Consider the following 26,178-nt stretch of genomic DNA (forward strand, 5'->3'; position numbering starts at 1 on the left):
CTGCCGGCCCATGCGCCGGCCCCGGGGCCGGTGCCGCGCTGCTCCTGCCGGAGCGCGCTGCCGGCCCCGTCCATGAACTCCCCGACGACGAACTCCCGCCACCGTTTGCTGCATGTCGACGCGCTGAAGGCGCTCGCGGCCCAGGCCATCGTGCTGCACCACCTGGCCGCCTATGGCCCGGTCGCCGAGACGGTCCAGAGCCTCTGGCCGGCGCTGATCGATGTGCTCTACGACTATGGCCGCATGGCGGTGCAGGTCTTCCTGGTGCTGGGCGGCTTTCTGAGCGCCCGGGCGCTGGCGCCGGACGGCGGCTTCGCGGCGAGCGGAGCGCCGCTGGCCCTGCTGCTGCGGCGCTGGCTGCGCCTGACCATGCCCTTCATGGCCGCGGTGGGCCTGACCCTGCTGTGCTCGGCCCTGGTGGCGCGCTGGCTGCCCGAGCTGGTGCCGGAATCGGTGAGCCTGGGCCAGCTGCTCGCCCATGCGCTGCTGCTGCAGGGTGTGCTGGGCCATGAGGCGTTGACCGTCGGCGCCTGGTATGTGGCGGCGGACCTGCAGCTGTTCGCGCTGCTGCTGGCCCTGCTGTGGGCCTCGCGGCGCGGCCCGCGCGCGCTGGCGCCGCTGCTGGTGCTGGCGCTGGCCGCGGCCTCGCTGTGGTGCTTCAACCTGGACAGCGGGCTGGACAACTACGCGATCTATTTCTTCGGCGCCTACGGCCTGGGTGCGCTGGTGCATTGGCTGAACCTGGGCACGCGGCGGCGCTGGGGCTGGGCCCTGCTGATCATGGTCCTGGTGCTGGGCGCGCTGCTGTACGAGTTCCGCGGCCGCATCCTGCTGGCCGCGCTGACCGCGCTGGCGCTGACCTGGCTGCAGCGTCGCCATCAGGCCGGCCGCGCATTGCTGGCGCCGGGCCGTCTGGCGGACCTGGTGGCCCAGGCCGGCACGCATTCCTACGCGCTGTTCCTGGTGCATTTCCCGATCTGCCTGCTGGTCAACGCGCTGTTCGAGCGCAAGGACGTCGACAGCGCGCCGCTGGCGGTGGCCGCGATGGCCGCGGCCTGGGCCCTGAGCAACCTGGCCTCGCTGCCCTTCTACCGCTGGATCGAGGCGCCGGCGGGGCGGCTGCGCCTGAGCGTCACCTCGCCCAGGACCGTCGGGTAGCTTCAGGGGCCCTGAACGCTGGAGAGGGTACGGGCCGCCCATTGGTACAAGGGGTCGCGGATCACGGTGGCGATCGCCGAGCGCGCCGTGATGCCCGCGATGCCCCTGGCCTCCATCGCGTGGATCATCCCGTCCATGTCCGCGTTCCGGATGCGGTTCTCCGCGATCCATTGAATCCAGTCGTCGGTCAATCTCGGGTGCCCACGCGAATGCACCAGTTCGGCCGGGACGTCGAACAGGTCTTCCAGCAACACGGTATCGAGTTCGCCGCGGGCCCGCAGATGCTCGCTCACCGCATGCGACGCCGCGGGATGCAGCCGGATCGAAGTGCCCGCGAGGGCCTGGAACCGGCGCGCATGCAGTAGATCGAGATTCTCATGACCATGCTCGGGCGCATCGGGCGCGCAGCCATAGTGCAGCCGCAGTTCCGGGGTTTCCGTAGCCCGATCCGCCAGCAGGTCGACCAGGTCGGTCGAGGCGCCGGGGATGCCTGCGTCCTGCAGCGACTGCATGACGGGCAGCCAGCGGCGGTCCCCATGGCGCAGCGCCGCGGCCAGTTCCATCGTCGACAAGGCGCCGAAGGCGACAACCCGCGCAGCCGCTAGCGCCCGGCCATACAGGATGGCGCCATAGCCGCCCATCGACTGACCGAGCGTGATGATTCTTGCGGGGCGAAGCTCATCGATCAGCGCCCGCAGGCTGCTGATCGTGCTCGGCAGATCCGGGCCGAGCCCATGGACCCCTTGCAGGTACCAGGCGAGCCGCGTGTCGCGCAGGTGGATCTTCTGGAAGCTCTCGCCCAGGATCCATTCGATCTTCTTGAGCCGGCCCTGGAAGTCGCAGGCGGGCGGGCGTTCCCATTGCGCGAAGCCGAAGCTGATGACCAGCGGGCGGCCCGGGGCGCGATCCTCGATCAGGACATCCGGCTCAGGGCATGGCCGGATCGACATATTCGAAGCGGTTCGGAATCGTCAGCCCCGTGTAGCTGATCGAGACGCTGGGCTCCAGCGCGCAGACCTGGTGCCACCAACCCAGCGGCAGGAACAGGGTCTCGCCGGGGTGGATCACCGCCTCCAGCACGCGGGTCGCGGCGATGTCGGGATAGCGCTGATGGTCTGGGGCATCCAGGTCGACTGGGCTGAACACATGGTTGTGGTTGTACATGCGCTCCCATTCCAGCGGCGAGACCAGGCGCCAGCGCTTGCTACCGACGATCTGGGTGTGGAACAGCATGCAGGTGTCGTGATGCAGCGGCGTCTTGGTGCCGGCGGGGCCGATCCACAGATGGGCTGCCGAGGCCAGGGCGGCTCGGTCCGCCAGCGGCGGCAGCTCGCCGACATCGTCCAGCAGGCCGGCGAAACGGGCCTGGCGCAGCAGGCCGTTGTTGGCGGTGAGGTAGGCGTTGTTGTCCCAGGCCGTCCGCTCGGCATAGGCCAGGAACTCGCCGAAGCGCATCGGACGTTTGTGCGCGACGCTGTTTTCCTCGAAGCGTGGATCGTCGTTGCGCCCGTCCTGCACCTCGATCAGCTCCTCGCCGAAACGAGCGGCGAGCCGGTCCAGGCGCCAGTTCCGCAGCGCCGGCCAGGCGCGGGCATGGCCGGTCAGCACCGCGGGGCGGAAGGCATGCACATAGCGAGCGAGAAAGTCGGCGGCATCGATCGCCTGGTGCCGGGGGATCTCCGCGTACCGCGGGTCCGCGGCCCACACCGACTGCATATTGCCGACGACCGACAGCAGCTTCTGATGCCTGCGCCGGGCTCGCAAGGCCGCCGTGAAAATCGGATCATCGGCGACCCGCTGGATGGCGGCCAGGGCCGGATCGGCGCCCAAGCCGGCACGCACCATGCCCTGCAGCATGGAGTCGGTGCTGCAGCCTCGCAGCAGATTGGTAGCGATCCATTCGGTCCAGCCCCGGTCATCGATACCGGGGCCTGTGGCGGCTTGCATGCAGAAGATACTCGGACGTTTTTATCCGCCAACTATCCACGCGCTCCGTGACAGCATGACGAAGCCGGTAGGCCGTCGCTCAGCTCGCCATATGGGTGCGCTCCAGATCGGCCAGGGTCTTGCCCGGCTCGTCGCGGAAGCGTTCGTCCAGCGGGGTCAGGTCTTGAATCCGGTCGACGCGGAAGCTGCGGAAGTCCTCGCGCATCTCGCACCAGGCCGCCACGGTCCAGACCGGCCCCCAGAAGAAGCAGGCCAGCGGCCGCACCACCCGCTCGGTGCTGATGCCGCTCAGGTCCAGGTAGTTCAGGCGCAGCTTGCGGCGCAGCTCGGTGGCCTCGCGCAGCTGCACCAGGCGCTGGCTCAGGGTCTCGTCCATGCCGGCGCGCGGCGCGTAGACGGCCAGGCTCTCGGCCGCCGCGCGTGCCGCCGGCGACAGCACCGCCAGGATCTTGGACAGCGCGGCCTCCGCCGGCGCCGCCAGGCCGGCGTCCAGCGCGGGCCGTGCCAGCCGCACCACCGCGACCAGGGCCTGGGCCTCTTCCTTGGTGAACATCAGCGGCGGCAGGTCGAAGCCGGCCTTCATGCGGTAGCCGACACCGGCCTCGCCCTCGATCGGCACGCCCTGCTGCTGCAGGGCGGCCACGTCGCGGTAGACGGTGCGGACCGAGACCTCCAGGCGTTCGGCCAGGAACTCGGCGGTGGAAAGACGGCGCCCACGAATGAGCTGGACGATCTGGAACAGGCGGTCGGCACGGCGCATCCCTCCATTGTGGCTGCTTCCGATGCTCGCTTCACACTGCTGACGCCGTGCTGTCAGTACGATCGTCCGATGTCGCTGCAACAACTCTCTCCCGATTGGCAGGCCTGGGTCCGTGAAAACGTCGGGCGTGGCTGCAGTCGCGACTCGATGCTGCCCCTGCTGGTGCAGGGCGGGCATGCCCAGGTCCTGGCCGAACGGGCGCTGGACGAGGCGCTGAATGGCGGCGCGCTCGACGCCGCTCAGGGTCAGGCCTTGCGCGGTCGGCCGGCGCCCGATCTGCGTGCGAACCGGCTGGTCTGCGAGGGGCAGGGCGTGCGGGTGGCGGCGGTGCTGGACGCGCCGCAGGTCGTCCTGTTCGAGAACCTGCTCTCGGCCGACGAATGCCGCCAGATGATCGCGCTGGCCGAGACCCGGCTGGCCCGCTCCACCGTGGTCGACGATCAGCTGGGCGAGGCCCGTCCGCATGAGCACCGCACCAGCGCAGGGGCCTGGTTCCATCGCGGCGAGACGCCGCTGTTGGCGCGCATCGAGGCGCGGCTGGCGGCGCTGCTGCGTTGGCCGGTCGACCATGGCGAGGGCCTGCAGGTGCTGCGCTATGGCCCCGGCGGCGAGTACCGCGCCCATCATGACTTTTTTCACCCCACCCTGAGCGGCAGCCAGCGCCATCTGCAGCAAGGCGGCCAGCGGGTCGGCACCTGCATCCTCTACCTCAGCGAGGTCGAGGCCGGAGGCGGCACCCGCTTCCCGCAGCTGGGCTACGAGCTGCGGCCGATACCCGGCTCCGCGCTCTACTTCGCCGATGTCGACGCCCAGGGTGTGGAGGATCACGCCACCCTGCACGCGGGCCTGCCGGTGATCGAGGGCGTCAAGTACATCGCCACCAAGTGGCTGCGCGAGCGGCCCTACGTCTGAGCCCGCTACCATCGCGGCTCTTCTGTGAAGCGATGGCGGGAAGGCGAGGCGATGGACGAGCAAACGGTGCGGCTGCGGCCGGTGCGGGTGGAGGATCTGGACTGCCTGTCCCTGCTGGCCGGCCAGGTGTTCCTGGACACCTATGCGACCGAGGGCATCCGGCCGTCCTTCGTGCGCGAGCTGCAGGGCCAGCTGTCGGTGCCCGCGCTGCGGGCCCGGCTGGCGCGTCCCGGTGCCGCCTGCCTGGTCGCGGAGCGCGACGGCCATCTGCTCGGCTTTGCCCAGCTGAACCTGCATGCGGGCCATGCGCTGCTGGGCGATGCCGGGCCGGCCGCCGAGCTGGAGCGGCTCTACGTGCAGCGGCCCTGGCTCGGCCGGGGGCTGGGCCGGCAGCTGCTGCTGGCCGCCGAGGCCGCGGCGCGCGAGGCCGGCGCCGGGCGGCTGTGGCTGACGGCCTGGGTCCACAATCTGCGCGCCCGCGCCTTCTATGCGCGCCAAGGTTATGCGGAGCTGGGCCGGACCTGGTACGAGTTCGAGGACGAGCGCCACGAGAACCGGCTGTTCGCCAAGGGGCTGGGGCACGCGCCGGCAAGACCCGACCCCGTGGTGGCCGCGCCGCCACCGCATATCGAGCCCTGCGCCGATCCGGCCGACCTGCGCTGGTTGGCGCTGCGCCGCGACCTGTGGCCCGGGCCGGAGGAGGAACACCGGGCCGACATGGCCGAGATGGTGGCCGAGCCGGCGCGCTACGCGCAGTTCCTGGCGCTGGACGGGCCGGGCGGCGCTGCGCTGGGGTTGGCCGAGGTGGCGCTGCGCCGGGACTATGTCAACGGCACCGAGGGCTCGCCGGTCGGTTTCCTGGAGGGCCTCTATGTGCGGCCCGAGGCGCGCCGCCGCGGCATCGCCGGCGCGCTGGTGCGGGCCGCATCGAGCTGGGTCGGCGCCCAGGGCTGCAGCGAGATCGCCTCCGACACGGCGTTGGAGAATGTGGCCAGCCAGGCCCTGCACCGGGCCCTGGGTTTCGAGGAGACCGAACGGGTCGTCTATTTCCGCCGCCGGCTGGCGGCCTCTTGATCGCGAAGAGAGTCATCACATGCCTGCGCTGGAAGCCCTGCTGATCATCGACATGCAGCGAGCGCTGCTCGATCCGGAGCCACGCCCCTACGAGGTCGAGGCGGTGATCGAGCGCATCAACGCGCTGAGCGCGCGTGCCCGCGCCGCCGGCGCGCCGGTGATCTTCGTGCTGCATGAGCGCGAGGGCACGCCGCTGACCCGCGGCAGCGAGGGCTGGCAGCTACAGCCCGGGCTGCGGGTCGAGAGCGGCGACCTGCGCCTGCACAAGACCACGCCGGACTCCTTCAACCACACCGAGCTGCAGGCCCTGCTGCAGCAGCGCGGCGTGCAGCGCCTGGCGATCTGCGGCTATGCCAGCGAGTTCTGCGTCGATACGACGACGCGCCGCGCCGCCGCGCTGGGTTACCCGGTGCGCCTGGTGGCCGATGCCCACACCACGCATGACAAGCCCCATGCCGATGGCGCGCAAATCCGCGCCCACCACAACGCGACCCTGAGCAACATCACCAGCTTCGGGCCGCGCATCGAGGCCGTGCCGAGCGCGGAGCTGCGCTTCGAGCCGGCCTGAGGTGAGGGGTTGTCAGGCGCGCGTGATGCGCGCCGCGTAGCAGCCATGGCCGGCGAAATGCGCATGGATGAAGGCGGTGCTGGGCAGGTCCAGCAGATGGCCGATCAGGCCCTCGGCCAGCCGGCCCTCGACGACGCCGGCCTCGACGATCAGGCCCTGGGCATTGAAGGCGCGCAAGGACAGCAGACGCTTGCGCAGCATCTCCGGCAGCTGGTTCTCGGCCTCGAAGGCCCGTTCGGCGCCCTCGCGCACGAAGATCGCGTGGCTGGCGCGATAGGGGCTGGGCAGGTCCAGGTGGCAGTAGTTCAGGAGCAGGCAGCTCTCGCCCGGCTGGGCGTCGCGCAGCTCGATGCGGTCGGGCAGGCCGCCGCCCGGTGGCACGTGGCGGCGCAGGATATGGCGCTCGGCCAGTTCGGCGTCGGACAGGCCGAACAGCGGGCGGAAGGGTTCGGGCGACAGGCCGGCGATGCGGTAGCGGGTCATGGCGGTTTCCATGGCGATTGACGATGGCCGCAGTCTGGCGCCCGCGCGCCGCGCCGGCTGGCCGGAAGCGGACCTGCAAATGCCCGAGCGCGCCGGCTGGCTTCGCACCCTGGGTGAGAATGGGCTTCATCGCAGGAGCGGGAGCATGGATGAGCGACGCTGGCAGTGACCGAGGTAAGAGGCCTCATGTGGTGATCGTCGGTTGCGGTTTCGGCGGCCTGGAGGCCGCCCGCACCCTGGGCGACGACGGGTTGGTCGACATCACGATCATCGACCGCAGCAACCACCATCTGTTCCAGCCCCTGCTCTACCAGGTCGCCACCGCCGGCCTGTCGGCGCCCTCGATCGCCGCGCCGATCCGCCACATGCTGCGCCGGCAGCGCAATGTCACGGTGCTGATGGCCGAGGTGGCCGGCATCGACAAGCAGCGGGGCCAGGTCTTGCTGGCCGATGGGCAGCAGATCGCCTATGACCATCTGATCGTCGCCAGCGGCGCCACCCACAGCTATTTCGGCCGCGAGGCCGACTGGGCCGAGCATGCACCGGGGCTGAAGACCCTGGCCGATGCCTTCAAGCTGCGCGCCAAGGTGCTGATGGCCTTCGAGCAGGCCGAGGTGCTGGACGAGGAGGGCGCGCGCCGGCCCTGGCTCAATTTCGTCGTGATCGGCGCCGGTCCCACCGGGGTCGAGATGGCCGGCACCCTGGCCGAGATCGCGCGCCATACCCTGAAGAACGAGTTCCGTCGCATCGACCCGAGCCGCGCCCAGGTGCTGCTGCTGGAGGGCTCGCCGCGGGTGCTGCAGGCTTTCCAGCCCGAGCTCTCGGCCAAGGCCCAGACGCAGCTGGAGGGGCTGGGCGTCGCGGTGCGCACCGGTGCCCGGGTGGTTGGCATCGATGCCGAGGGCGTGGACGTCGAGCAGGACGGGCGGCGCGAGCGCATCCCGGCCCGCACCGTGGTCTGGGCCGCCGGCGTGGCCGCCTCGCCGCTGGGGCGCAACCTGGAGGTGCCGCTGGACCGCGCCGGGCGGGTGATCGTCGACGGCCGGCTCAACATCCCGGGCCATCCGGAGATCTTCGTCGTCGGCGACCTGGCCGCGGCGCAGAGCCTGGAGCGCGACGGCTCCAGCAAGCCGGTGCCCGGCGTCAGCCCCGGCGCCAAGCAGATGGGGCGGCATGCGGCGCAGACGATCCGTGCGCGCATCGCCGGCCGGCCGGAGCCGGCGCCGTTCCGCTACATCGACTACGGCGCGCTGGCGACGATCGGCCGCAAGGCCGCGGTGGCCGATGTCGGGCGCTTCCAGTTCAGCGGCTATTTCGCCTGGCTGTTCTGGCTCTTCGTGCATGTCTATTTCCTGATCGGCTTCCGCAACCGCCTGGTCGTGCTGATGGATTGGGCCTGGGCCTACTGGAGCTTTGCGCGCTATGCGCGCGTGGTCGCGGAGACGGCGCAGCCGCCCGAATCCGCCGCGGCGCCCCAGAACATGGGGCCTGAGCGCAAGAGCTGACCCTTTTGGGAGGGGGATGGGTCGCCGGCGTAGTCCGTTCGGCCTAGTCCGACGTCGTTGGGGCTTCAAACAGGCCTCCTAGATTGGCGCCCGTTTCGCCAACCTAGACGGGACCCGACCAGGTCCCCAGGAGTCCTCCCCCCATGAGTTCCCAGCAAGACCGCCGCAGTTTCCTGCGCAACCTCGCCGCCGGCGCCGGCGCCTCGGCCGCCCTGGCCAGCTTCCCGCCCGCGATCCAGCGCGCGCTGGCCATCCCCGCCAGCTACCGCACCGGCACGCTCAACGACGTCGAGCACATCGTGATCCTGACCCAGGAGAACCGCAGCTTCGACCATTACTTCGGCACCCTGGCCGGCGTGCGCGGCTTCAGCGACCCCTTCCCGATCCCGGTGCTGGACCGTCCCGGCACCTACACCCGCAAGAGCGTGTTCGTGCAGCCGATCGGCAACGGCGCGCCGGTGCCGGGCCGCCCGGAATGGGGCGGCGGCCGCAAGGCGATTGCGCCCTTCCACCTGAACACCCAGCAGGACTTCGGCGTGATGCGCGTGTCCGGCACGCCGCACAGCTGGACCGACGCCCAGGCCGCCTGGGACCACGGCCGCATGAACAACTGGCCCAAGGCCAAGCAGAACCATTCGCTGGGCCACTATGCCCGCGCGGATCTGCCCTTCCAGTTCGCGCTGGCCGAGGCCTTCACCCTGTGCGACCACTACCACTGCGCGACGCAGACCGGCACCAACACCAACCGCCTGTTCCTGTGGACCGGCCACAACGACCCGCTGGCCGTCGCCGGCGGCCCGTCGACCGACAACAGCCACGACAGCTTCAACGCCAACCCCGCCACCGACTACACCTGGATCACCTACACCGAGCGCCTGCAGTCCGCGGGCATCAGCTGGCAGGTCTACCAGAACATGGCGGACAACTTCACCGACAACCCGCTGGCCGGCTTCCGCCCCTTCCGCGACGCCTGGTACCAGCGCCCCGGCTACTCGCAGGTGCTGCGCGAGCGCGGCGTCAGCACGCGCGACCTGGACAAGCTCAAGGAAGACGTGCTGGCCAACAAGCTGCCCCAGGTCAGCTGGGTGGTCGCCACCGCCGAGGGCTCCGAGCATCCCGGCCCCTCCAGCCCGGCCCAGGGCGCCGACTACACCGCCAAGGTGCTGGACGCGCTGACCGCCAATCCGGAGGTCTGGAGCAAGACGGTGCTGCTGATCAACTTCGACGAGAACGACGGCTTCTTCGACCATATGCCGCCGCCGGCCGTGCCGGCCTACGAGACCTACAACGCCGACCCGGCGCGCGCCCGCCTGGCCGGCGCCTCGACGGTGGACACGGTGGGCGAGTACCACCACAACCTGAACGGCTCGGACCCGCAGTACCACCGCCGCCCCTACGGCTTCGGCCCGCGCGTGCCGATGTACGTGGTCTCGCCCTGGAGCAAGGGCGGCTGGGTCAACTCGCAGGTGTCGGACCACAGCTCGGTGATCCGCTTCCTGGAGGCCCGCTTCGGCGTGCAGGAGCCGCTGATCAGCCCCTGGCGCCGTGCCGTCAGCGGCGATCTGCTGAGCTGCTTCGACTTCCGCAACCCGGAGGACCAGCCCTTCGTCAAGGACCTGCCGGCCACCGCCGCGCTGCGCGCCCGCGCCAAGGCCCTGACCCAGACCAAGACGCCGGCCACGCCGCAGAACCTGGTCGCCCCGGTGCAGGAAGAGGGCGTGCGCCCCGCGCGCGCGCTGCCCTATGAGCTGCAGGTGCAGGCGCGCCAGGACGGCAATGCCGTGCTGCTGCGCTTCGAGAACGAGGGTGATGTGGGCGCGGTGTTCCATGTCTACGACCGCCTGGCGCTGGGCGACCTGCCGCGCCGCTACACGGTCGAGGCCGGCAAGCAGCTGGAAGGCCGCTGGACCCCGGTCGGCGCCAGCTACGACCTCTGGGTGCTGGGCCCCAACGGCTTCCACCGCCATTTCACCGGCCCGGTGGCCCTGGCCGCCAACAAGCCGCGCCCCGAGATCGAGGTGCACAGCGACCGCGTCTACGGCGAACTGCTGCTGCGCCTGATCAACCGCGGCACGGTGGCCGCCACCTTCGAGCTGCAGGCGCTGAAGTACAGCGAGGAGCCGGTCCAGGCGCATCGCGTCGCCGCCGGCGCCACGGTCGAGCTGCGCCTGCCGCAGGCCGCCAGCCGCCATTGGTACGACCTCTCGGTCAAGGTGCGCGAGCTGGCCGGCTTCAGCCGCCGTCTGGCCGGCCATATCGAGACCGGCGAGCCCTCGATCAGCGACCCGGCCCTCGGCGGCCCGGCCCTGCTCGACCAGTACCGCCCCTGAACCCCCATCACCTCTTTTTCATTCCGGAATTCCCATCATGTTGAAACTCAACACCCTCGTCGCGGCCGCCCTGCTGGGCCTGGCCGCCAGCGCCAGCCAGGCCGCCGTCTACGGCCAGAACCTGATCGTCAACGGCAATGCCGAGCAGGGCATCGCCGGCTGGAACGGCTTTGACGACTACAGCTTCATCCAGTCGGTCAACTACGGCAACAACTGGGTCAAGCCCAGCGAGCCGGGCCCGCTGGACCGCGGCAGCAAGATGTTCGCGGGTACGAGCACGAGCTCGCGCACCGTGGCCTGGCAGTCGCTGGACCTGGGCGTGCCGGCCAACGCCGGCGACCGCTTCAGCCTGAGCGGCTGGCTGGGCGGCTGGCAGGCCCAGGGCGACAACGCCAAGCTCTACGTGTCCTTCCTGAACCTGTCCGGCGACGAGATCGGCTCCACCGAGATCGGCCCGGTCTCGGCGGCCGACCGCGGCAACAAGACCGGCCTGTTCTACCGCGAGGCCAGCGGCGCGTTGCCGGGCCAGACCGCGACCCTGCAGTTCTGGCTCAGCATGGAGCGCGTTGGCGGCGGCGACAACGACGGCTATGCCGACAACCTGAACTTCACGCTGACCCCGGTGCCCGAGCCCGCCACCTACGGCCTGATGGCCCTGGGCCTGCTGGCCGTCGGCGTGGCGGCGCGGCGTCGCCGCGCGGCCTGATCAGGCCGCGAGCAGACGTTCGTAGTACAGCTGCACGAAGCCGAAGGGCCAGGTCTTGACCGGCCCGGCGTGCAGCCAGCGGTCCGCGGGCAGCTCGCCGAACAGGCGCTTGCCCGCGCCCAGCAGCACTGGGATCAGCGTCAGGGTCAACGCGTCGACCCGGTCCGCGGCGAGGAAGCGCTGCACCGTCAGCCCGCCGTCGACATAGGCATGGCGCAGGCCCTCGGCCTGCAGCCGCGCCAGCAGCTCGGCCGGTTCCTCGCGGCTGGCCTCGACCCGCGGCCCGCCCTCCGGCAGCGGCCGGCGCGTCAGCACGATGACGCGTCGCTCGCCATAGGGCCAGGCCTCGGGCCCGAAGCTCAGCACCTTGTCGTAGCTGGCGCGGCCCATGATCAGCACGTCCACCGTGGCCAGGAAGGCGCCAAAGCCGCAGTCCTCGCCCGCGGGCACCGCTGCATTGGCCCGATCCAGCCAGTCCAGGCCATCGTCGGCGCGAGCGATGCAGCCGTCCAGGCTGGTGGCGATGAAGACCGAGGTCTTGATGCGGTCCAGCATCGCCTCAGCCCATCGGGGTGCAGAGCTCGACCAGGCTGCCATCGGGGCAGCGCACATAGGCGACGGTCTGGCCCCAGGGCTTGACGGTCGGTGCCTTCAGCGGCACCGCGCCGGCCGCCACCGCGCGCTCGAAGGCGGCGGCCACGTCGGGCGTCGTGAAGCCGACCTCCATGCCCAGCGGGCGCTCGCTGCCCTCGGCAGCCAGGTAGTCGTGGCCGACGCTGTCGCGCGCGGTCGCGTGGTCGACGAAGGCCAGCGCGGTGGCACCGGTCTCCAGCTCGCCATAGGCGCCGGACTCGTGCAGGAAGCGGCGCCGCAGGCCGAAGGCGCGCTCGTAGAAGTCCAGCGAGGCGCCCACGTCGGCGACATAGACGAGGGTGTAGGCGAAGTTCATGCGAGGGGTCTCCGAAGGAAATGAGGCGGAGCACGATGATGCGCCGGCCCTGCTGACAGTCGCTGGCAGCAGGGCCTTGCCCTATGCTACGGCGCCATGCGCAGCAGCACCTCCGGACCGAACCGCCGCGCCCTGCTGGCCTGGGCCGCGGGGGCAGGTCTTGCGCTGCCGGCGCGCGGCCTGGTCTGGCCGCGCCTGCCGCCGCTGGCGCCGCGCCAGCGCCGCCTGGCCAACGGCCTGAGCCTGCTGGCGCTGCCGATGGAGGACAGCGCCTCGGTGGCGGTGCAGCTCTGGTACCGGGTCGGCGGCAAGGACGATCCACCCGGCCGCTCCGGCTTCGCGCACCTGTTCGAGCACATGATGTTCAAGGGCACGCGGCACATGGCGGCCGAGCAGTTCGACCGACTGACCGAGGATGTCGGCGGCAGCAACAATGCCTTCACCGCCGAGGACATGACGGTCTACCACAGCGTCGTGCCGGCCCATCACCTGGAGCCGCTGCTGTGGGCCGAGGCCGAGCGCATGGCGAACCTGAACGTCGACCAGGCCGCCTTCGACAGCGAGCGCGCGGTGGTCAAGGAGGAGTACCGCCAGCGCGTGCTGGCCGATCCCTATGGTCGGCTGTTCAACGCGATCCCGGTCTACGGCTACCAGCAGCATGCCTACCAGCGGCCGGTGATCGGCCATATCGAGGAGCTGGACGCCGCGACCCTGACCGATCTGCGCGCCTTCCATGCCGGCTTCTACCGCCCCGACAACGCCGTGCTGATCGTCGCCGGCGCCTTCGACCCGGGGCAGCTGGAGGCCTGGGTCGAGCATTACTTCGGCAGCATCCCGCTGCCGCGCGCGCCGGTGCCGCGCCGCGAGAGCCGCGAGCCGCGCCGCACGCGCGACGAGCTGCACCGGCTGACGGCGCCCGGCGTGCCGCAGCCGGCCGCGCTGGCGATCTGGCAGGGCCCGCGCGCCGATGCCGAGGAGGTGCCGGCGCTGCAGCTGGCCCAGGCCTTGCTGGCACAGGGCGATGCCGCGCGCCTGAACGAGGCCCTGGTCAACGAGCGGCCGCTGGCGCAGAGCGTGGGCTTCGAGCTGATGCTGAATGCCGAGGCGGGGCTGCTGGCCGCCCACGCGATCGCGGCCGGCACGACGCGCCCCGAGGCGCTGCTGGCGGCGCTGACGCGCGAGATCCACCGCGTCGCCGAGGAGCCGCTAGCGACGGCCGAGCTGGACAAGGCCAAGGCCCAGCTGCTGACCCAGGCCCTGGTGGAGCGCGAGACGCCCGAGGGCCGCGCGCTGGCGCTGGGCAACGCGCTGCTGCTGCGCGGCGACGCGCTGGCGGCCGAGCGCGATCTGGTGCGGTTGCAGGCGGTCGGCGCGGAGGAGCTGCAGCGCGCGCTGCGCCGCCATGTGCTGCAGGGCGCGCGCGTCGCGCTGCTCTATGGCCCGGGCGAGGGGGCCGCGCGATGAGGCGGCGCCAGCTGCTGTGGGGCGCGGCCCTGGCCTGGCCGGCCTGGGCTCAGCAGCGCTTCGACCAGGCACCGGCGCCGAGCCGGCCACGCGCACCGCGCCCGCCGCCGCTGAGCGAGCTGCGCCTGGACAACGGCCTGCGCGTGCTGCTGGCCGAGCGGCGCGGCTGGCCGCTGGTGACGGCGCAGCTGCAGTTGAACCTGGGCAGCCTGCTGGACCCGGCCGGCAAGGCCGGCCTGGCCCAGCTCTTTCTCGACGTGATGACGCGCGGCGCGCAGCGCGGCGGTGGCGGCAACAAGGGTCTGGCGGCGGACGGCGGCGACATCGCCTTCGCGGCCGAGAGCCTGGGCGCCAGCCTGGAGAGCCAGACCCTGGCCCAGGCCGCGACCCTGGGCCTGACCCTGGCGACGCCGAGCCTGGACGAGGGCCTGGCGCTGCTGGCCGACCTGGCGCGCCGGCCCACCCTGCCGGCCTCGGAGCTGGAGCGCAGCCGCGCGCAAGCGATCGACGGCTACCGCCAGACCCTGGCCGATCCGGCCGCGCTGGCCCAGCTGCTGGGGCGGCGGCTGTTCTGGGGCGACAGCGCCGCGGGCCAGCAGCCGACGCCGGCCTCGCTGGCGCGCATCCGGCGCGACGATCTGCTGAACGTGCTGCGCCTGCAGCTGCGGCCGGAGCTGAGCACCCTGATCCTCGGCGGCGATCTCGACGCGGCACAGGCGCGCGCGCTGGCCGAGCGCCATTTCGGCGGCTGGCGTGCGCCGCCGCGCGTGCCGGCCCTGCTGCCGGCGCCGGTGCGCGCCCGGCCGCTGGCCGCGCGCACCCTGCTGGTCGACGTGCCCGGTGCGGGCCAGAGCGCGGTGCTGGTGCTGGGGCCGCATGCGGGGCTGGAGGCGGGCGCGCGTGAACTCGGCGCGGGCCTGCTGGCCAATGCGGTGCTGGGCCAGGGCTATTCGGCGCGGCTGGGGCGCGAGGTGCGCATCAAGCGCGGCCTCAGCTACGGCGCGGCCAGCCAGGTCGAGAGCCTGGCCGGCGGCGGCTGGATGGCGGCCTATACCCAGACCAAGCATGACAGCGCGTCCGAGGTGGCGAAGCTGATCGCCGCCGAGATCCAGCGCCTGGGCGTCGAGCCGCTCGGCGCGGCCGAGCTGGAGGCGCGCCGCGCCAGCTGGCTGGGCGAGCAGGGGCGCCGGCTCGAGACCAGCGCCGGGCTGGCCGGCCTGCTGTCCGAGCAGCTGCTGCAGAGCCGCGAGCCGGCCGCGCTGACGCGCCTGCCGCAGGAGCTGCAGGCGGTGGACGCGGCGGCCTTGCGCGCCTTCGCCGCGCGCTACTGGCGCGCCGATGCGCTGCGCACCGTGGTGGTCGGCGATCTCGGCGCGGCCGGGCCGGGGCTGCGCGCGCTGGACCCGGGTGCCTGGGTGATCCGCGCGGCCGAGCTGGACCTGGCCAGCCCGACCCTGCAGCGCCGCGCGCGGGGCCGCTGAGCTGGCAACAGACCCTAGGCTACAATCCGCCCCGTCATTGGGGAGTAGCCGCGGCAGCCCTCATCCCGCTGCTGGCCCGCGTCAACACACTTGGTTCGTGAGAACCATGGCGCGGGCAGTGCCCGCACCTGGCAAGACCTTTGACCATGCTGCCCGGCACTTCGTTCTCACACGGCCGGGGCGGCATGGTCAATTGCGCGCTTGCTGGCCGTGTGAGTCCCGTTATGGAAGCCTTCCTCGTTTCTACCGGCCTGGTGGCCCTGGCCGAAATCGGCGACAAGACCCAGCTGCTGGCCTTTCTGCTGGCCGCGCGGTTCCGTCGCCCGCTGCCGATCTGCCTGGGCATCCTGATCGCCACCGTTGTCAACCATGCCTGCGCCGGCGCCCTGGGCGCCTGGATCACGACCCAGCTGAGCCCGCAGGTGCTGCGCTGGGGCCTGGGCCTGGGTTTCCTGGCGATGGCCGCCTGGACCCTGGTGCCCGACAAGCTGGATGAGGAGGAAGAGGGCGGCGGCAAGCTCAAGCTGGGCGTGCTGGGCACCACGATCGTGGCCTTCTTCCTGGCCGAGATGGGCGACAAGACCCAGATCGCGACGGTGGCGATGGCCGCCCAGTTCAAGGCCTTCTGGGCCGTGGTGGCCGGCACCACCCTGGGCATGATGATTGCCAACGTCCCGGCCGTGCTGCTGGGTGACCGCCTGGCCGGGCGCATCCCGGTGCGGCTGGTGCATGGCATCGCGGCGGTGATCTTTGCGCTGCTGGGGGTCGCGGTGCTGGCCGGGGTGGGCGAAGGGCGCATCTTTTAGCACGCCAATCGCCCATTGGCGAAAGTTTGCGGCGGCCATACGACTTAGGTTTCCCCTGATGGGGAGGCGTGTTCGAGCTTCCAAGAATCGATGCCCTGGTTCCGGTGCGCTTATCGCGCAACAGGCCGACGTCAGAGCGGCTCCGGGAAGGACTCACATCGACTTAGGAAACCTCTCTATGCGCAAGACCACGAGACTGTGCGGCGCGTTAGCGCTCGCCTATGGCGCGACGGCCCTCCCGGCCGCCTGGGCCCAGGAATCGCTGGACCGGGTGACGATCACCGGTTCGTCGATCAAGCGACTGGAATCCGAGACGGCCCTGCCCGTCTCGGTCATCACCCGCGAGCAGATCGAGAAGAGCGGGGCCAACAATGTCGAGGACCTGCTGCGCCGCGTGTCGGCCAGCGCCGCGGCCTTCTCCGACAGCACCCAGGGTGCCGGCTATGCCACCTCCTACGCGAACATGCGCGGCCTGGGTGCCAACTCGACCCTGGTGCTGCTGAACGGCCGCCGTCTGGCCAACCATCCCTTCGGCTCGATCGGCGGCAATGTCGCGGTCGACCTGAACAGCATCCCCTTCGCGGCGATCGAGCGCATCGAGGTGCTGCGCGACGGCGCCTCGGCCGTCTATGGCACCGACGCGGTCGGCGGCGTGATCAACTTCATCACCCGCCGGGACTACAAGCGTGGCGAGGTCTCGGTGCGCTATGGCACGACCTCGGCCGGCATCGGCGGCGACGAGAAGGGGGCCTCGCTGTCGGTGGGCCTGGGCGACTACAACGCCGATGGCTTCAATCTGCTGCTGACCGGCAATGTGCAGCGCAACACCCGGCTCAAGGCACTGGACCAGAAGCTCTACAACCGCTTCGACGAGATCGTCGACGGCGGCGCACCGACCTCTGGCCGGGCCTTCCCGGGTCGCCTGGTGGCCCTGGGCATCTCACCGGGCGCCTATCAGGACCTGAGTCCCGGCGCGGCCTTCGAGGCCTGCGACCCGACCTACACGGTGCTGCAGGTCGTGGATGCCAAGACGCCCAACAACACCGACAAGAAGCGCTGCCGCTTCATCTACCCCTCGGTGCTGGACAACCTGCCGGACCAGGAGAAGGGCGACCTGTTCGGGCGCCTGAGCTTCAAGCTCAGCCCGGAGCATGAACTGTTCGCCGAGGCCTCGTTCGCGCGCAATCACAGCATCGGCCGCATCGCGCCGGTGCCGATTGATGCCACCGCCGGGCATTTCGACCGCACGACCGGCGAATACCCCTCGTTCAGGCTGCCGACCAGCAGCCCCTATTTCCCGCGGGACCTGCTGACCAAGCTGGGCTACACCGCCGCGCAATGGGACCCGGGCAATACCGGCATGGTCGAGGTTGCCTTGCGTGCGGTGCCGCTGGGCAACCGCATCAACGACAACACCAACACGCAGAGCCGCCTGGTGCTGGGTGCGCGTGGCCTGCTGGCGGGCTGGGACTACGACGCCGGCCTGACCCACTCGCAGTCCAAGGGCTCGCTGAAGTACGAGAACTATGTGCACGAGGCCAAGTTCATCCAGGCGCTGGCGACCGGCAATATCAACCCCTTCGGTCCCAGCACGGACATGGCGGCCTGGAACAGCGCCCGCATGGACGGGCCGATGCGCCGCTCCACCAGTACCGTGACCGAACTCGACGCCAAGGCCAGCCGCGAGCTGATGCCGATGGCGGGCGGCAATATGGCCGTGGCGGTGGGCGTGGACTTCCGGCGCGAGCAGGCCAAGGACCGGCCGGTCAATGCCGACTATGCGGCCGGCCTGCATGTGGGCGGCGAGGGCAATGTGCCGCCCACCAATGCCTCGCGCACGATCCGTGCGGTGTTTTCCGAGCTGAGCCTGCCCTTCGCCAAGGGCTGGGAGGGCACGCTGGCGGCGCGCTACGACCATTACAGCGATTTCGGCTCGACCTTCAATCCGCGCGTCGCGCTGCGCTTCCAGCCCAGCAAGGAACTGCTGCTGCGCGGCTCCTATGGCACGGGCTTCCGCGCGCCGACCCTGTGGGATGTGCACAGCCCGCAGTCCTTCACCAATACCGCCAATCCGGCCACCGACCGGGACTGCCCGCCCGACCTGCTGGCCGAAGGCGACCCACGCTGCGCGGAGAACCAGTTCAATGTGCTGAACACCGCCTCGCCGAACCTGAAGCCGGAGAAGTCAAAGCAGTTCACGCTGGGCATCGTGACCGAGCCGGTCAAATGGCTGTCGGTGGCGCTGGACTACTGGAGCATCCGCAAGCGTGACCAGATCAGCCAGATCGGCGGCGACGCGGTGCTGAGCGACGACAAGCTCTACGCCCTGTACCAGTCGCGCATCCACCGCATCCAGACCGGCGCCAACAAGGGCATCATCGCCTACATCGACACGCCGATCGAGAACCTCGGCGGCATGAAGACCTCGGGCCTGGACATCGATGTGCGCGGCACCTGGAACCTGGGCGAGGGCAGCCGCTTCAGTGCCGGCATCACCGGTACCTATGTGGCGGAGTGGAAGCGCGAGGTCGGCAAGGGCACCGACTACATCAGCTATGTGGGTACCGCCGGCGACGGCGCGATCGTGCAGCCGGTGCCGCGCTGGCAGCACACCGCGACCTTCGAATGGGCCCAGCCCACCTGGGGCGTCGCGCTGGAGAACCAGTTCGTCAAGGGCTGGACCGAGTCGGCCCTGCTGGTCTACAACAATGTCGGCGGTGCCGCCGAGCACAAGGTCAAGGACTCGAGCCGCTGGAACCTGTCGGGCAGCTACACCGGCTTCAAGAACCTGACCCTGCGCCTGGGCGTGAAGAACCTGTTCGACAAGGAGCCGCCCTATACCGCGGCGCCGTCCTACGGCTCGCATGCGGCCGGCTATGCCGGCTCCTTCGTCGATCCCCGCGGGCGCTTCTACTACGGCTCGGTGGCCTACCAGTTCAAGTAAGCCACAGCGCTTCTCAGGCAAGTAAACAAACCCGCCCGGGCTCTCTGCCCCGGCGGGTTTTCTCATGCCGGTCCGCCTTCCGCAGGATTGCGGCCGCCAGGGGGCTTGGCTATAAGCGCCGGATCGACACGCGACCCGAGGAGTGCGCCATGCTGCAGGCACCGTTCCATCCGATCATCTATGTGCGCGGCTACGCGATGAGCGAGGGCGAGCGCAACGACACCGCGGCCGATCCCTTCTGCGGCTTCAACCTCGGTTCGACGATCTACCGCGCCAGCACCGACAAGCGCGAGCCGCCGAAGAAGTTCGTGTTCGAGTCGCCGCTGCTGCGCCTGGCGGCCGAGTTCGGCTATGGCGATGTCTACGAGAACGGCCTGGACATCATGGACGCGGACTGGCAGCCGCGCGCCGGCAATGCCGGTATCCCGGCGCGCTCGGTCGTGATCTACCGCTACTACGACGACGGCTCGACCCTGCTGGGCGAGGGCAAGGCGCGCAACATCGAGGACTATTCGCGCGGCCTGTCGGCGCTGGTGCGGCGTGTCTGCGCGCTGGTGGCGGCGCAGGAGGGCGTGCCGGAGGCCGAGGTGCGCTGCTACCTGGTCGCGCATTCGATGGGAGGCCTGGTGGTGCGCGGCTTTCTGCAGAACCCGGCGCTCGGCGAGGCGGCGGCGCGGCGCGCGGTCAACAAGGTCTTTACCTACGCGACGCCGCATAACGGCATCCAGCTGGCCGGCTTCCAGGTGCCGTCCTGGCTGACCCTGAACGACATCGACAACTTCAACCACCGGCGCATGGCCGGCTACCTGAACCTGCAGGCGGTCTACGACAAGTTCCGGCGCGTCGACTTCCTACCCGAGGCGGTGTTCCCGATCGACCGGGTGTTCTGCATGGTCGGCACGAATCGCGCCGACTACGAGGCGGGCATGGGCCTGTCGCGCGCCTTCGCCGGCAATGGCAGCGACGGCCTGGTGCGGGTCGACAACGCCTCGGTCTGGGGCCTGGACGCGCGCCTGAACATCACCAAGACCGCGGCCACCGCTTATTGCTATCGCGCGCATTCCGGCTTCTTCGGCATCGTCAACAGCGAGGAGGCCTACCAGAACCTGTCGCGCTTCCTGTTCGGCGATGTGCGGGTGGACATCTGGCTGCAGGTCGACGAGGTGCGCCTGCCCGAGGCGCTGGAGGCCCAGGCGGCCGAGGTGGAGGCGCTCTACCAGTTCGAGCTGCTGGCGCGGCCGCGCGGCAAGCGCTGGTTCCTGAGCCGGCGCACCGCCGAGGAGGACTCGCCCGCCTGCCGCACCCACCAGCAGCTGACGCGCCAGCAGGACACCGGCGGCAACCTGATCTACCTGTCGACTGTCTTCCTCGCCAACCGCGCCAAGGTCAGCACCCAGGACCGCACCCTGGCCTATGCGATGGACCTGGGCGTGCGCGTGCCCGACTACCAGATCAACAAGCGCTTCTGGCCGGATCAGCATTTCGAGGGCAGCCATCTGTTCCGCGACAGCCTGCTGATCTCGCTGGAGCCGCCGATCAACGAAGGCGGAGACTGGCAGATCAAGCACAACTGGGAAAGCGAACGGGTCGGCGTCGCGACCCGCGCGCTCAGCTACGAAACGGTCAAGGGCGGTGCGCTGCAGATCGAGGTGGCCCTGCCGGCCGGCCACTCCAAGCCGGGCGTGTCGGGCAAGGTGCTGTTGATCGTGTCGGCGTGGAACACCTGACGGACATCGACGATTGCATCAGGGTTGGGGAAACTGCGCGATCAGCTCCACCTCCAGCACATAAGCCGGCTGGAACAGCCGCGCCACCTGCACCCAGCTGGCGGCCGGCAGATGGCCGGCGTAATAGTCCTTGCGCAGCTGCTTGTGGCGGATGAAGGCATCGAGATCGGTGGCGAACACCGTCTCCTTGACCACATGGCGGAAGTCCAGGCCGTTGGCAGCCAGGCTGCGCTGCAGCCCGCCATAGACCTGGGCGATCGCCTCCGGCATGGGGCCCTGTCCGACGATGCCGGAGATGTAGAGCGTGTTGCCGACGCGGCGCGCCTGGCAGTAGCCGATCTCCGCCTCGCCGGCGGGATGGGCGTGGATGCAGCTTGAAGAGATGCCCGCCGCCGCCGTGTCGCGCGTCGGTGGTGTGGCGCAGGCCGCCAGCAGGACGACGGGCATCGCAGCGAGCAGGAGCATCGGGCGAAATATGAGGGGCATCGTCTTCTTCTTCATCGGATCGGGCGGCGGACGAGATAGGCGAGAAAAGGATGCGCGGCAGCATAGGGCGTGCAGGCCCCGAGCGGGTTTCGGGTGAGGTACGGCGACCCCTTCCTGCTACATTGTCCGATGGGCAATTCCGCCTGCAGCCCTGGCTAGAATTCCCGCCAGTCCTGGGGTACCGCTCCCACTCTCATGGCCGCGTTCGGTACAAGCGCGCAGCCTGAGAAGAAGGTTGGTACATCATGAGCTCACAACAAGCTCTGGCGTGGTCGCTCATCGCGGCCAGCGTGGCGGCGGAAGTCGCGGGCACCATGGCCCTGCGCTATGCGGACGGTTTCACCAGGCTCATGCCCTCCGTCGCCGTCTGCGCGCTGTACGGGGTGGCGATCTGGCTGATGTCGATCGCCGTCAGGCAGCTTGAGGTCGGTCCGACCTATGCCGTCTGGGCGGGCAGTGGAACGGCGCTGACGGCGCTGCTGGGTATCGTCTGGTTCGACGAATCGGCCCACGCGGCGCGGCTGCTGGGCTTGGCCCTGATCGTGCTGGGCGTCGTGATCATCAACCTCGGCGCGCGCTAGCCAGCACGCCCCGCCTCAGCTCGCGCACGCCTGCCTGACCGCCCGCTCCCAGTTCGCCATCAGCTCGGCCGCGCGTTCGCGCGGCATGGTCGGCAGGAAGCGGCGTTCGGCGCGCCAGTTGTCGCCCAACTCGTCCAGGCTGCGGTAGACGCCGGCGCTCAGACCGGCCAGGTAGGCGGCGCCCAGCGCGGTGGTCTCGATCACCTTGGGGCGCACGACCGGGATGCCCAGCAGATCGGCCTGGAACTGCATCAGCAGGTTGTTGACGCAGGCGCCGCCGTCGACGCGCAGCTCGCTGACCGGCGCGCCGCCGGCGGCGACCGCGTCGCGGCTCATCGCCTGCAGCAGGGCCGCGCTCTGGAAGGCGATGCTCTCCAGCGCGGCGCGCGCGATATGGGCGACGGTGGAGCCGCGCGTCAGGCCGACTATTGATCCCCGCGCCTCGGCGTTCCAGTAGGGCGCGCCCAGGCCGGTGAAGGCCGGCACGAACATCACGCCGCCGGCGTCCGGCACGCTCTCCGCGAGGGCCTGCACCTCGCCCGAGCCCTTGATCGCCTGCAGCCCGTCGCGCAGCCATTGCACCACCGCGCCGCCGATGAAGACGCTGCCTTCCAGCGCGAACTCGGGCGTGCTGGTCGACTGCGCGGCGCTGGTCGTGATCAGGCCGTTGGCCGAGGTCTGGAAGCGCGCTCCGGTGTGCATCAGCATGAAGCAGCCGGTGCCATAGGTGTTCTTGGCCATGCCGGCCTTGAAGCAGGCCTGGCCGAACAGCGCGCTCTGCTGGTCGCCGGCGATGCCGCCGATCGTGATCGCGCCGCCCAGGTGCTCGGGCGCGACCCGGCCGAATTCATGCGCCGAGGGATGGACCGCCGGCAGGATGGCGGCGGGGATTTCCAGGAGCTCCAGGAGCTCCTGGTCCCAGCGGTTCTCGTGCACATTGAACAGCATCGTGCGCGCGGCATTGCTGACGTCGGTGACATGCATCTCGCCATTGGTCAGGCGCCAGATCAGCCAGGAGTCGATCGTGCCGAAGGCCAGCTCGCCGCGCTCGGCCTGCTCGCGCGCCTGCGGCACCTGGTCGAGGATCCACTTCAACTTGGTGCCGGAGAAATAGGCGTCGATCACCAGGCCGGTTTTGCCCTGCACCAGCGGGGTCAGGCCTTGCTCGCGCAGGGCGGCGCAGATGGGCTCGGCGCGGCGGTCCTGCCAGACGATGGCGTGATAGATCGGCAGGCCGGTCTTGCGGTTCCACACCACGGTGGTCTCGCGCTGGTTGGTGATGCCCAGGCCCTTGATGTCGGCCGCCTTCAGGTTCGCCTTGGCCAGCACCTCGCGCGCGACGGCCAGCTGGCTGTCCCAGATCTCCAGCGCGTCATGCTCGACCCAGCCGGGCTGCGGGTAGATCTGGCGGAACTCGCGCTGCGCCATCGCGACGATGCCGCCCTGCGCGTCGAACACGATGGCGCGGGAGCTGGAGGTGCCCTGGTCGAGGGCGAGCAGGTAGGTCATTGCTGTCTTGTCTCCGATAGGGTGACTCTGCGCTGGCGCCGATGCTCTCGCGCTCGCGCGGTTTGATCAAGCGAAGCCCGAGGATCCGGCTTTGCCGGTCCTTCGGGCTTGCCCCCGTGAGGGGGCGGAGCTCGGACACAAACAGTCCCTGCGGACTGTTTGTGCCTGGCGACGGCCAAGGCCTCCGGCCTTGGCGCGCGAAGCGCGTAGGGGGCGGTCCATCAGTCGGCCACGACCAACTCTACGCCGGCGTCGTTCAGCAGGGTGGGGAAGGGCTCGGGCGGGGCTTCGTCGGTGCAGATCAGGTCGATCTGCGGCAGCCGGGCGACCTCGGCCATCGCCGGGCGGTTGAACTTGCTGTGGTCGGCGGCCAGCCAGACCTCGCGCGAGTGCTCGATGATGGTGCGGGCGACCATCACCTCGCGGTAGTCGAAGTCGCGCAGCGAGCCGTCGCTCTCGATGCCGGAGATGCCGATCAGGCCGATGTCCACCTTGAACTGGCGGATGAAGTCCACCGCCGCCTCGCCGACCACGCCGCGGTCACGGTGCCGCACCGTGCCGCCCACCATGACCAACTCGCAGTCGGTGTTGTCGCTCAGGATGCTGGCGACGTTCAGGTTGTTGGTGATCACGCGCAGGCCCTTGTGGTGCAGCAGCTCGCGCGCCACCGCCTCGGTGGTCGTGCCCAGGTTCAGGATCAGCGAGCAGCCGTTCGGGATGCGCTGCGCGATCGCGCGGGCGATGCGCGCCTTGCCGTCCGCCTGCAGGGCCTGGCGCTGGCGGTAGGCGATGTTCTCGGTGGTGCTGGCGGGCACGCGCACGCCGCCGTGGAAGCGCGCGACCAGGCCGGCCTCGGCCAGGCGCTGCACATCGCGGCGCACGGTCTGCAGGGTGACGCCGAACTTCTCGGCCAGGGCCTCGACGCTGACCGAGCCGCGTGCGCGCACCTCGGTGAGCAGCTCGTTCTGGCGGGGGTTGCTGGGAATCATGGCGGGCAAGTGTAGGGCCCCGCAAACGCACCGTTCCGGGGTGGCTGCGAGCCTAAAGCGAACCAAAACGAACAAACTTAGGGATTAACCCTGGCATTAAACGCACCAAAACGCGTTAAAAAGAAAAAAGAAGAACAAAATAGCGAACTTTCTGATTCGCTTCCCGGAGACCTCAACGTGACCGCCGCCCAATCCACCGCCGCTGCTGCCAGCCCCGCGCCCAACGCCCAGCCCTACGACGTGCTCGTCGTCGGCGGCGGCATCAATGGCGCCGGCATCGCGCGCGACCTGGCCGGCCGCGGCTGGAAGGTGCTGCTGGCCGAGCGCGACGACTTCGCCTCGCACACCTCCTCCTCCTCGACCAAGCTGATCCACGGCGGCCTGCGCTACCTGGAGTACTACGAGTTCTCGCTGGTGCGCAAGGCGCTGCAGGAGCGCGAGGTGCTGCTGAAGAGCGCGCCGCACATCATGTGGCCGCTGCGTTTCGTGATGCCGCATGACCCGGCGATGCGCCCGGCCTGGATGATCCGCGCCGGCCTGTTCCTCTACGACCATCTGGCGCGCCGCGAGGTGCTGCCCGGATCGACCAGCGTGAACCTGCGCAGCTCACCGGTCGGCAAGCCGCTGAAGCTCAGCTACACGCGCGGCTTTGTCTATTCCGACGGCTGGGTCAACGATGCCCGCCTGGTGCTGTTGAACGCGCTGGACGCGCAGGAGAAGGGCGCCGAACTGCTGACGCGCAGCGCGGTCACCGCGGTGCAGCGCGAGGCCGATGCCTGGGTCGCGACGATCGCCACCCCCGAGGGCGAGCGGGTCGTGCGCGCCCGCGCCCTGGTCAACGCGGCCGGCCCCTGGGCCGAGAGCTTCCTGCGCGGCATCGCGCGACCGGCGCGCGGCGAGGCCCTGGCCACCAAGAGCCTGCGCCTGGTCAAGGGCAGCCATATCGTCGTGAAGCGCTGCTTCGAGCACGACCATGCCTACATCTTCCAGAACCCCGACAAGCGCATCATCTTCGCGATCCCCTACGAGGACGACTACACGCTGATCGGCACCACCGACGTCGAGCTGCCGCAGGAGGCGCTGGCCGGCCTGAGCAAGGCGCAAATCAACGAGCAGGAGATCGCCTACCTGTGCGAGCAGGCCAGCCGCTATTTCGCCAAGCCGGTGACGCGCGCGGACGTGGTGTGGAGCTATGCCGGCGTGCGCCCGCTGCTGGACGACGCCTCGGGCGACCCCTCGGCCGTCACGCGCGACTACCTGCTGGAGAGCAACACCCTGGGCGCGCCGCTGCTGTCGGTCTGGGGCGGCAAGATCACCACCTTCCGCAAGCTGGCCGAGGACGCGGCCGACCTGGTCGGCGGCATGCTGGGCGACAAGCGCCAGGCCTGGACCGAGAAGGCCTACCTGCCCGGCGGCGATCTGCGCGAATGGATCGGCGCGCCCAAGCGCCCCGACACCGATTTCGAGCGCCTGGTGACGGCCGTGCGCCAGCGCCATATCTGGCTGCCGGAAGCGCTGGCGCGCCGCCTGTGCCGCGCCTATGGTTCGCGCATCGGCCGCGTGCTGGGCGGCGCCTCCAACCTGGCCGAGCTGGGGCAGGAGGTGGCGCCGGGCCTGTACGAGATCGAGCTGCGCTACCTGCAGCGTGAGGAATGGGCGCGCGGCGCCGAGGACGTGCTGTGGCGCCGCTCCAAGCTGGGCCTGCACTACAGCGAGGCGCAGCGCCGGGCGGTGGCGGACTGGTTCCAGGCCCATCCGGCCGCCGGCATGTGAGCAAGTAGTACCCGAAAACAAGAGAG

23 protein-coding genes, 1 pseudogene and 1 riboswitch are annotated in these 26,178 nt (G+C 70.2%); of the genes and pseudogenes, 15 read left to right on the forward strand and 9 right to left on the reverse strand.

Translation table 11 applies throughout. The annotated features are described in order from the left end of the window. Nucleotides 1–72 precede the first annotated feature (72 nt). Nucleotides 73–1,158, forward strand: coding sequence for an acyltransferase family protein (locus G8A07_RS02225; RefSeq protein WP_195795509.1), 1,086 nt, complete (start codon nucleotides 73–75; stop codon nucleotides 1,156–1,158). A 2-nt stretch (nucleotides 1,159–1,160) separates the two neighbouring features. Here the strand turns inward: G8A07_RS02225 and G8A07_RS02230 are convergent, their stop codons facing one another. The 3 genes from G8A07_RS02230 to G8A07_RS02240 form a co-directional block, all read right to left on the reverse strand. After that, the gene (locus tag G8A07_RS02230) at nucleotides 1,161–2,108 is read right to left on the reverse strand and encodes a hypothetical protein (RefSeq protein WP_195795510.1); all 948 of its coding nucleotides are present in this window, start codon (nucleotides 2,106–2,108) and stop codon (nucleotides 1,161–1,163) included. Next, nucleotides 2,086–3,105, reverse strand: a complete 1,020-nt coding sequence (locus tag G8A07_RS02235; protein ID WP_195795511.1) for a cupin-like domain-containing protein — start codon at nucleotides 3,103–3,105, stop codon at nucleotides 2,086–2,088. Before G8A07_RS02235 ends, G8A07_RS02230 begins: the two co-directional genes overlap by 23 nt. A 79-nt stretch (nucleotides 3,106–3,184) precedes the next feature. Next, nucleotides 3,185–3,865 carry a YafY family protein gene (locus tag G8A07_RS02240; protein WP_195795512.1) on the reverse strand — a complete coding sequence of 227 codons (681 nt, stop codon included), beginning with the start codon at nucleotides 3,863–3,865 and terminating at the stop codon, nucleotides 3,185–3,187. 69 nt (nucleotides 3,866–3,934) lie between these two features. Here G8A07_RS02240 and G8A07_RS02245 point away from each other — a divergent pair, with 69 nt between their 5' ends. The 4 genes and pseudogenes from G8A07_RS02245 to G8A07_RS02260 all read left to right on the forward strand — a co-directional run bounded on the left by G8A07_RS02245 (nucleotide 3,935) and on the right by G8A07_RS02260 (nucleotide 6,419). Continuing rightward, complete coding sequence (locus G8A07_RS02245; protein ID WP_195795513.1) at nucleotides 3,935–4,777, forward strand: 2OG-Fe(II) oxygenase; 843 nt, start codon at nucleotides 3,935–3,937, stop codon at nucleotides 4,775–4,777. A gap of 51 nt (nucleotides 4,778–4,828) precedes the next feature. Then, nucleotides 4,829–5,287, forward strand: a pseudogene (locus G8A07_RS28235) (GNAT family N-acetyltransferase); the annotation flags it as partial. A gap of 96 nt (nucleotides 5,288–5,383) precedes the next feature. Beyond that, nucleotides 5,384–5,851 carry an aminoglycoside 6'-N-acetyltransferase gene (aac(6'), locus tag G8A07_RS28240; RefSeq protein WP_371816465.1) on the forward strand — a complete coding sequence of 156 codons (468 nt, stop codon included), beginning with the start codon at nucleotides 5,384–5,386 and terminating at the stop codon, nucleotides 5,849–5,851. A 19-nt stretch (nucleotides 5,852–5,870) separates the two neighbouring features. Then, nucleotides 5,871–6,419 (forward strand): cysteine hydrolase family protein, encoded by a 549-nt coding sequence (locus G8A07_RS02260; RefSeq protein ID WP_195795514.1) that lies wholly within the window; start codon nucleotides 5,871–5,873, stop codon nucleotides 6,417–6,419. 12 nt (nucleotides 6,420–6,431) lie between these two features. On the opposite strand, the gene G8A07_RS02265 is transcribed toward G8A07_RS02260, so the two are convergent. Next, complete coding sequence (locus G8A07_RS02265; RefSeq protein ID WP_213086220.1) at nucleotides 6,432–6,914, reverse strand: DUF1203 domain-containing protein; 483 nt, start codon at nucleotides 6,912–6,914, stop codon at nucleotides 6,432–6,434. A 137-nt stretch (nucleotides 6,915–7,051) separates the two neighbouring features. Between G8A07_RS02265 and G8A07_RS02270 the strand changes: the two genes are divergently transcribed. From G8A07_RS02270 to G8A07_RS02280, 3 genes are all read left to right on the forward strand, one after another. After that, nucleotides 7,052–8,407 carry an NAD(P)/FAD-dependent oxidoreductase gene (locus tag G8A07_RS02270; protein WP_195795515.1) on the forward strand — a complete coding sequence of 452 codons (1,356 nt, stop codon included), beginning with the start codon at nucleotides 7,052–7,054 and terminating at the stop codon, nucleotides 8,405–8,407. A 143-nt stretch (nucleotides 8,408–8,550) separates the two neighbouring features. Next, complete coding sequence (locus G8A07_RS02275) at nucleotides 8,551–10,737, forward strand: phosphocholine-specific phospholipase C (protein ID WP_195795516.1); 2,187 nt, start codon at nucleotides 8,551–8,553, stop codon at nucleotides 10,735–10,737. Between the two features lie 37 nt (nucleotides 10,738–10,774). Continuing rightward, nucleotides 10,775–11,443: a PEP-CTERM sorting domain-containing protein gene (locus G8A07_RS02280; protein WP_195795517.1), complete on the forward strand. Its 669-nt coding sequence runs from the start codon at nucleotides 10,775–10,777 to the stop codon at nucleotides 11,441–11,443. On the opposite strand, the gene G8A07_RS02285 is transcribed toward G8A07_RS02280, so the two are convergent. Both G8A07_RS02285 and G8A07_RS02290 read right to left on the reverse strand, forming a co-directional pair. Beyond that, a complete protein-coding gene (locus G8A07_RS02285) occupies nucleotides 11,444–11,998 on the reverse strand; it encodes a dihydrofolate reductase family protein (RefSeq protein WP_195795518.1) in 555 nt (184 codons plus the stop codon). A gap of 4 nt (nucleotides 11,999–12,002) precedes the next feature. Continuing rightward, the gene (locus G8A07_RS02290; protein ID WP_195795519.1) at nucleotides 12,003–12,392 is read right to left on the reverse strand and encodes a VOC family protein; all 390 of its coding nucleotides are present in this window, start codon (nucleotides 12,390–12,392) and stop codon (nucleotides 12,003–12,005) included. Nucleotides 12,393–12,488: 96 nt separating this feature from the next. On the opposite strand from G8A07_RS02290, the gene G8A07_RS02295 reads away from it, so the two are divergent. The 5 genes from G8A07_RS02295 to G8A07_RS02315 all read left to right on the forward strand — a co-directional run bounded on the left by G8A07_RS02295 (nucleotide 12,489) and on the right by G8A07_RS02315 (nucleotide 20,814). Then, nucleotides 12,489–13,856: a pitrilysin family protein gene (locus G8A07_RS02295; RefSeq protein WP_195795520.1), complete on the forward strand. Its 1,368-nt coding sequence runs from the start codon at nucleotides 12,489–12,491 to the stop codon at nucleotides 13,854–13,856. Continuing rightward, nucleotides 13,853–15,337 (forward strand): pitrilysin family protein, encoded by a 1,485-nt coding sequence (locus tag G8A07_RS28150; RefSeq protein ID WP_195795521.1) that lies wholly within the window; start codon nucleotides 13,853–13,855, stop codon nucleotides 15,335–15,337. The genes G8A07_RS02295 and G8A07_RS28150 overlap by 4 nt, the downstream gene beginning before the upstream one ends. 27 nt (nucleotides 15,338–15,364) lie before the next feature. Then, a riboswitch (yybP-ykoY riboswitch) is annotated at nucleotides 15,365–15,498 on the forward strand. A 63-nt stretch (nucleotides 15,499–15,561) separates the two neighbouring features. Then, entirely contained in the window at nucleotides 15,562–16,143 is a 582-nt protein-coding gene (locus tag G8A07_RS02305) for a TMEM165/GDT1 family protein (RefSeq protein ID WP_195795522.1), read from the forward strand. Nucleotides 16,144–16,321: 178 nt separating this feature from the next. Continuing rightward, a complete protein-coding gene (locus G8A07_RS02310; protein WP_195795523.1) occupies nucleotides 16,322–19,087 on the forward strand; it encodes a TonB-dependent receptor in 2,766 nt (921 codons plus the stop codon). Nucleotides 19,088–19,236: 149 nt separating this feature from the next. Then, nucleotides 19,237–20,814: a triacylglycerol lipase gene (locus G8A07_RS02315; protein ID WP_195795524.1), complete on the forward strand. Its 1,578-nt coding sequence runs from the start codon at nucleotides 19,237–19,239 to the stop codon at nucleotides 20,812–20,814. Between the two features lie 18 nt (nucleotides 20,815–20,832). On the opposite strand, the gene G8A07_RS02320 is transcribed toward G8A07_RS02315, so the two are convergent. Beyond that, complete coding sequence (locus tag G8A07_RS02320) at nucleotides 20,833–21,279, reverse strand: RidA family protein (RefSeq protein WP_195795525.1); 447 nt, start codon at nucleotides 21,277–21,279, stop codon at nucleotides 20,833–20,835. Between the two features lie 266 nt (nucleotides 21,280–21,545). Here G8A07_RS02320 and G8A07_RS02325 point away from each other — a divergent pair, with 266 nt between their 5' ends. After that, on the forward strand, nucleotides 21,546–21,881 hold the full coding sequence (locus tag G8A07_RS02325; RefSeq protein ID WP_195795526.1) for a multidrug efflux SMR transporter: 336 nt from the start codon (nucleotides 21,546–21,548) through the stop codon (nucleotides 21,879–21,881). A 15-nt stretch (nucleotides 21,882–21,896) separates the two neighbouring features. On the opposite strand, the gene glpK is transcribed toward G8A07_RS02325, so the two are convergent. Then, a complete protein-coding gene (gene glpK / locus G8A07_RS02330) occupies nucleotides 21,897–23,390 on the reverse strand; it encodes a glycerol kinase GlpK (protein WP_195795527.1) in 1,494 nt (497 codons plus the stop codon). 221 nt (nucleotides 23,391–23,611) lie between these two features. Then, the gene (locus tag G8A07_RS02335; RefSeq protein WP_195797552.1) at nucleotides 23,612–24,376 is read right to left on the reverse strand and encodes a DeoR/GlpR family DNA-binding transcription regulator; all 765 of its coding nucleotides are present in this window, start codon (nucleotides 24,374–24,376) and stop codon (nucleotides 23,612–23,614) included. Between the two features lie 180 nt (nucleotides 24,377–24,556). Between G8A07_RS02335 and glpD the strand changes: the two genes are divergently transcribed. After that, nucleotides 24,557–26,152 (forward strand): glycerol-3-phosphate dehydrogenase, encoded by a 1,596-nt coding sequence (gene glpD, locus G8A07_RS02340; RefSeq protein ID WP_195795528.1) that lies wholly within the window; start codon nucleotides 24,557–24,559, stop codon nucleotides 26,150–26,152. Nucleotides 26,153–26,178: the final 26 nt, after the last annotated feature.

Source organism: Roseateles sp. DAIF2 (genome assembly GCF_015624425.1).
Classification (GTDB): Bacteria; Pseudomonadota; Gammaproteobacteria; order Burkholderiales; family Burkholderiaceae_C; genus Kinneretia.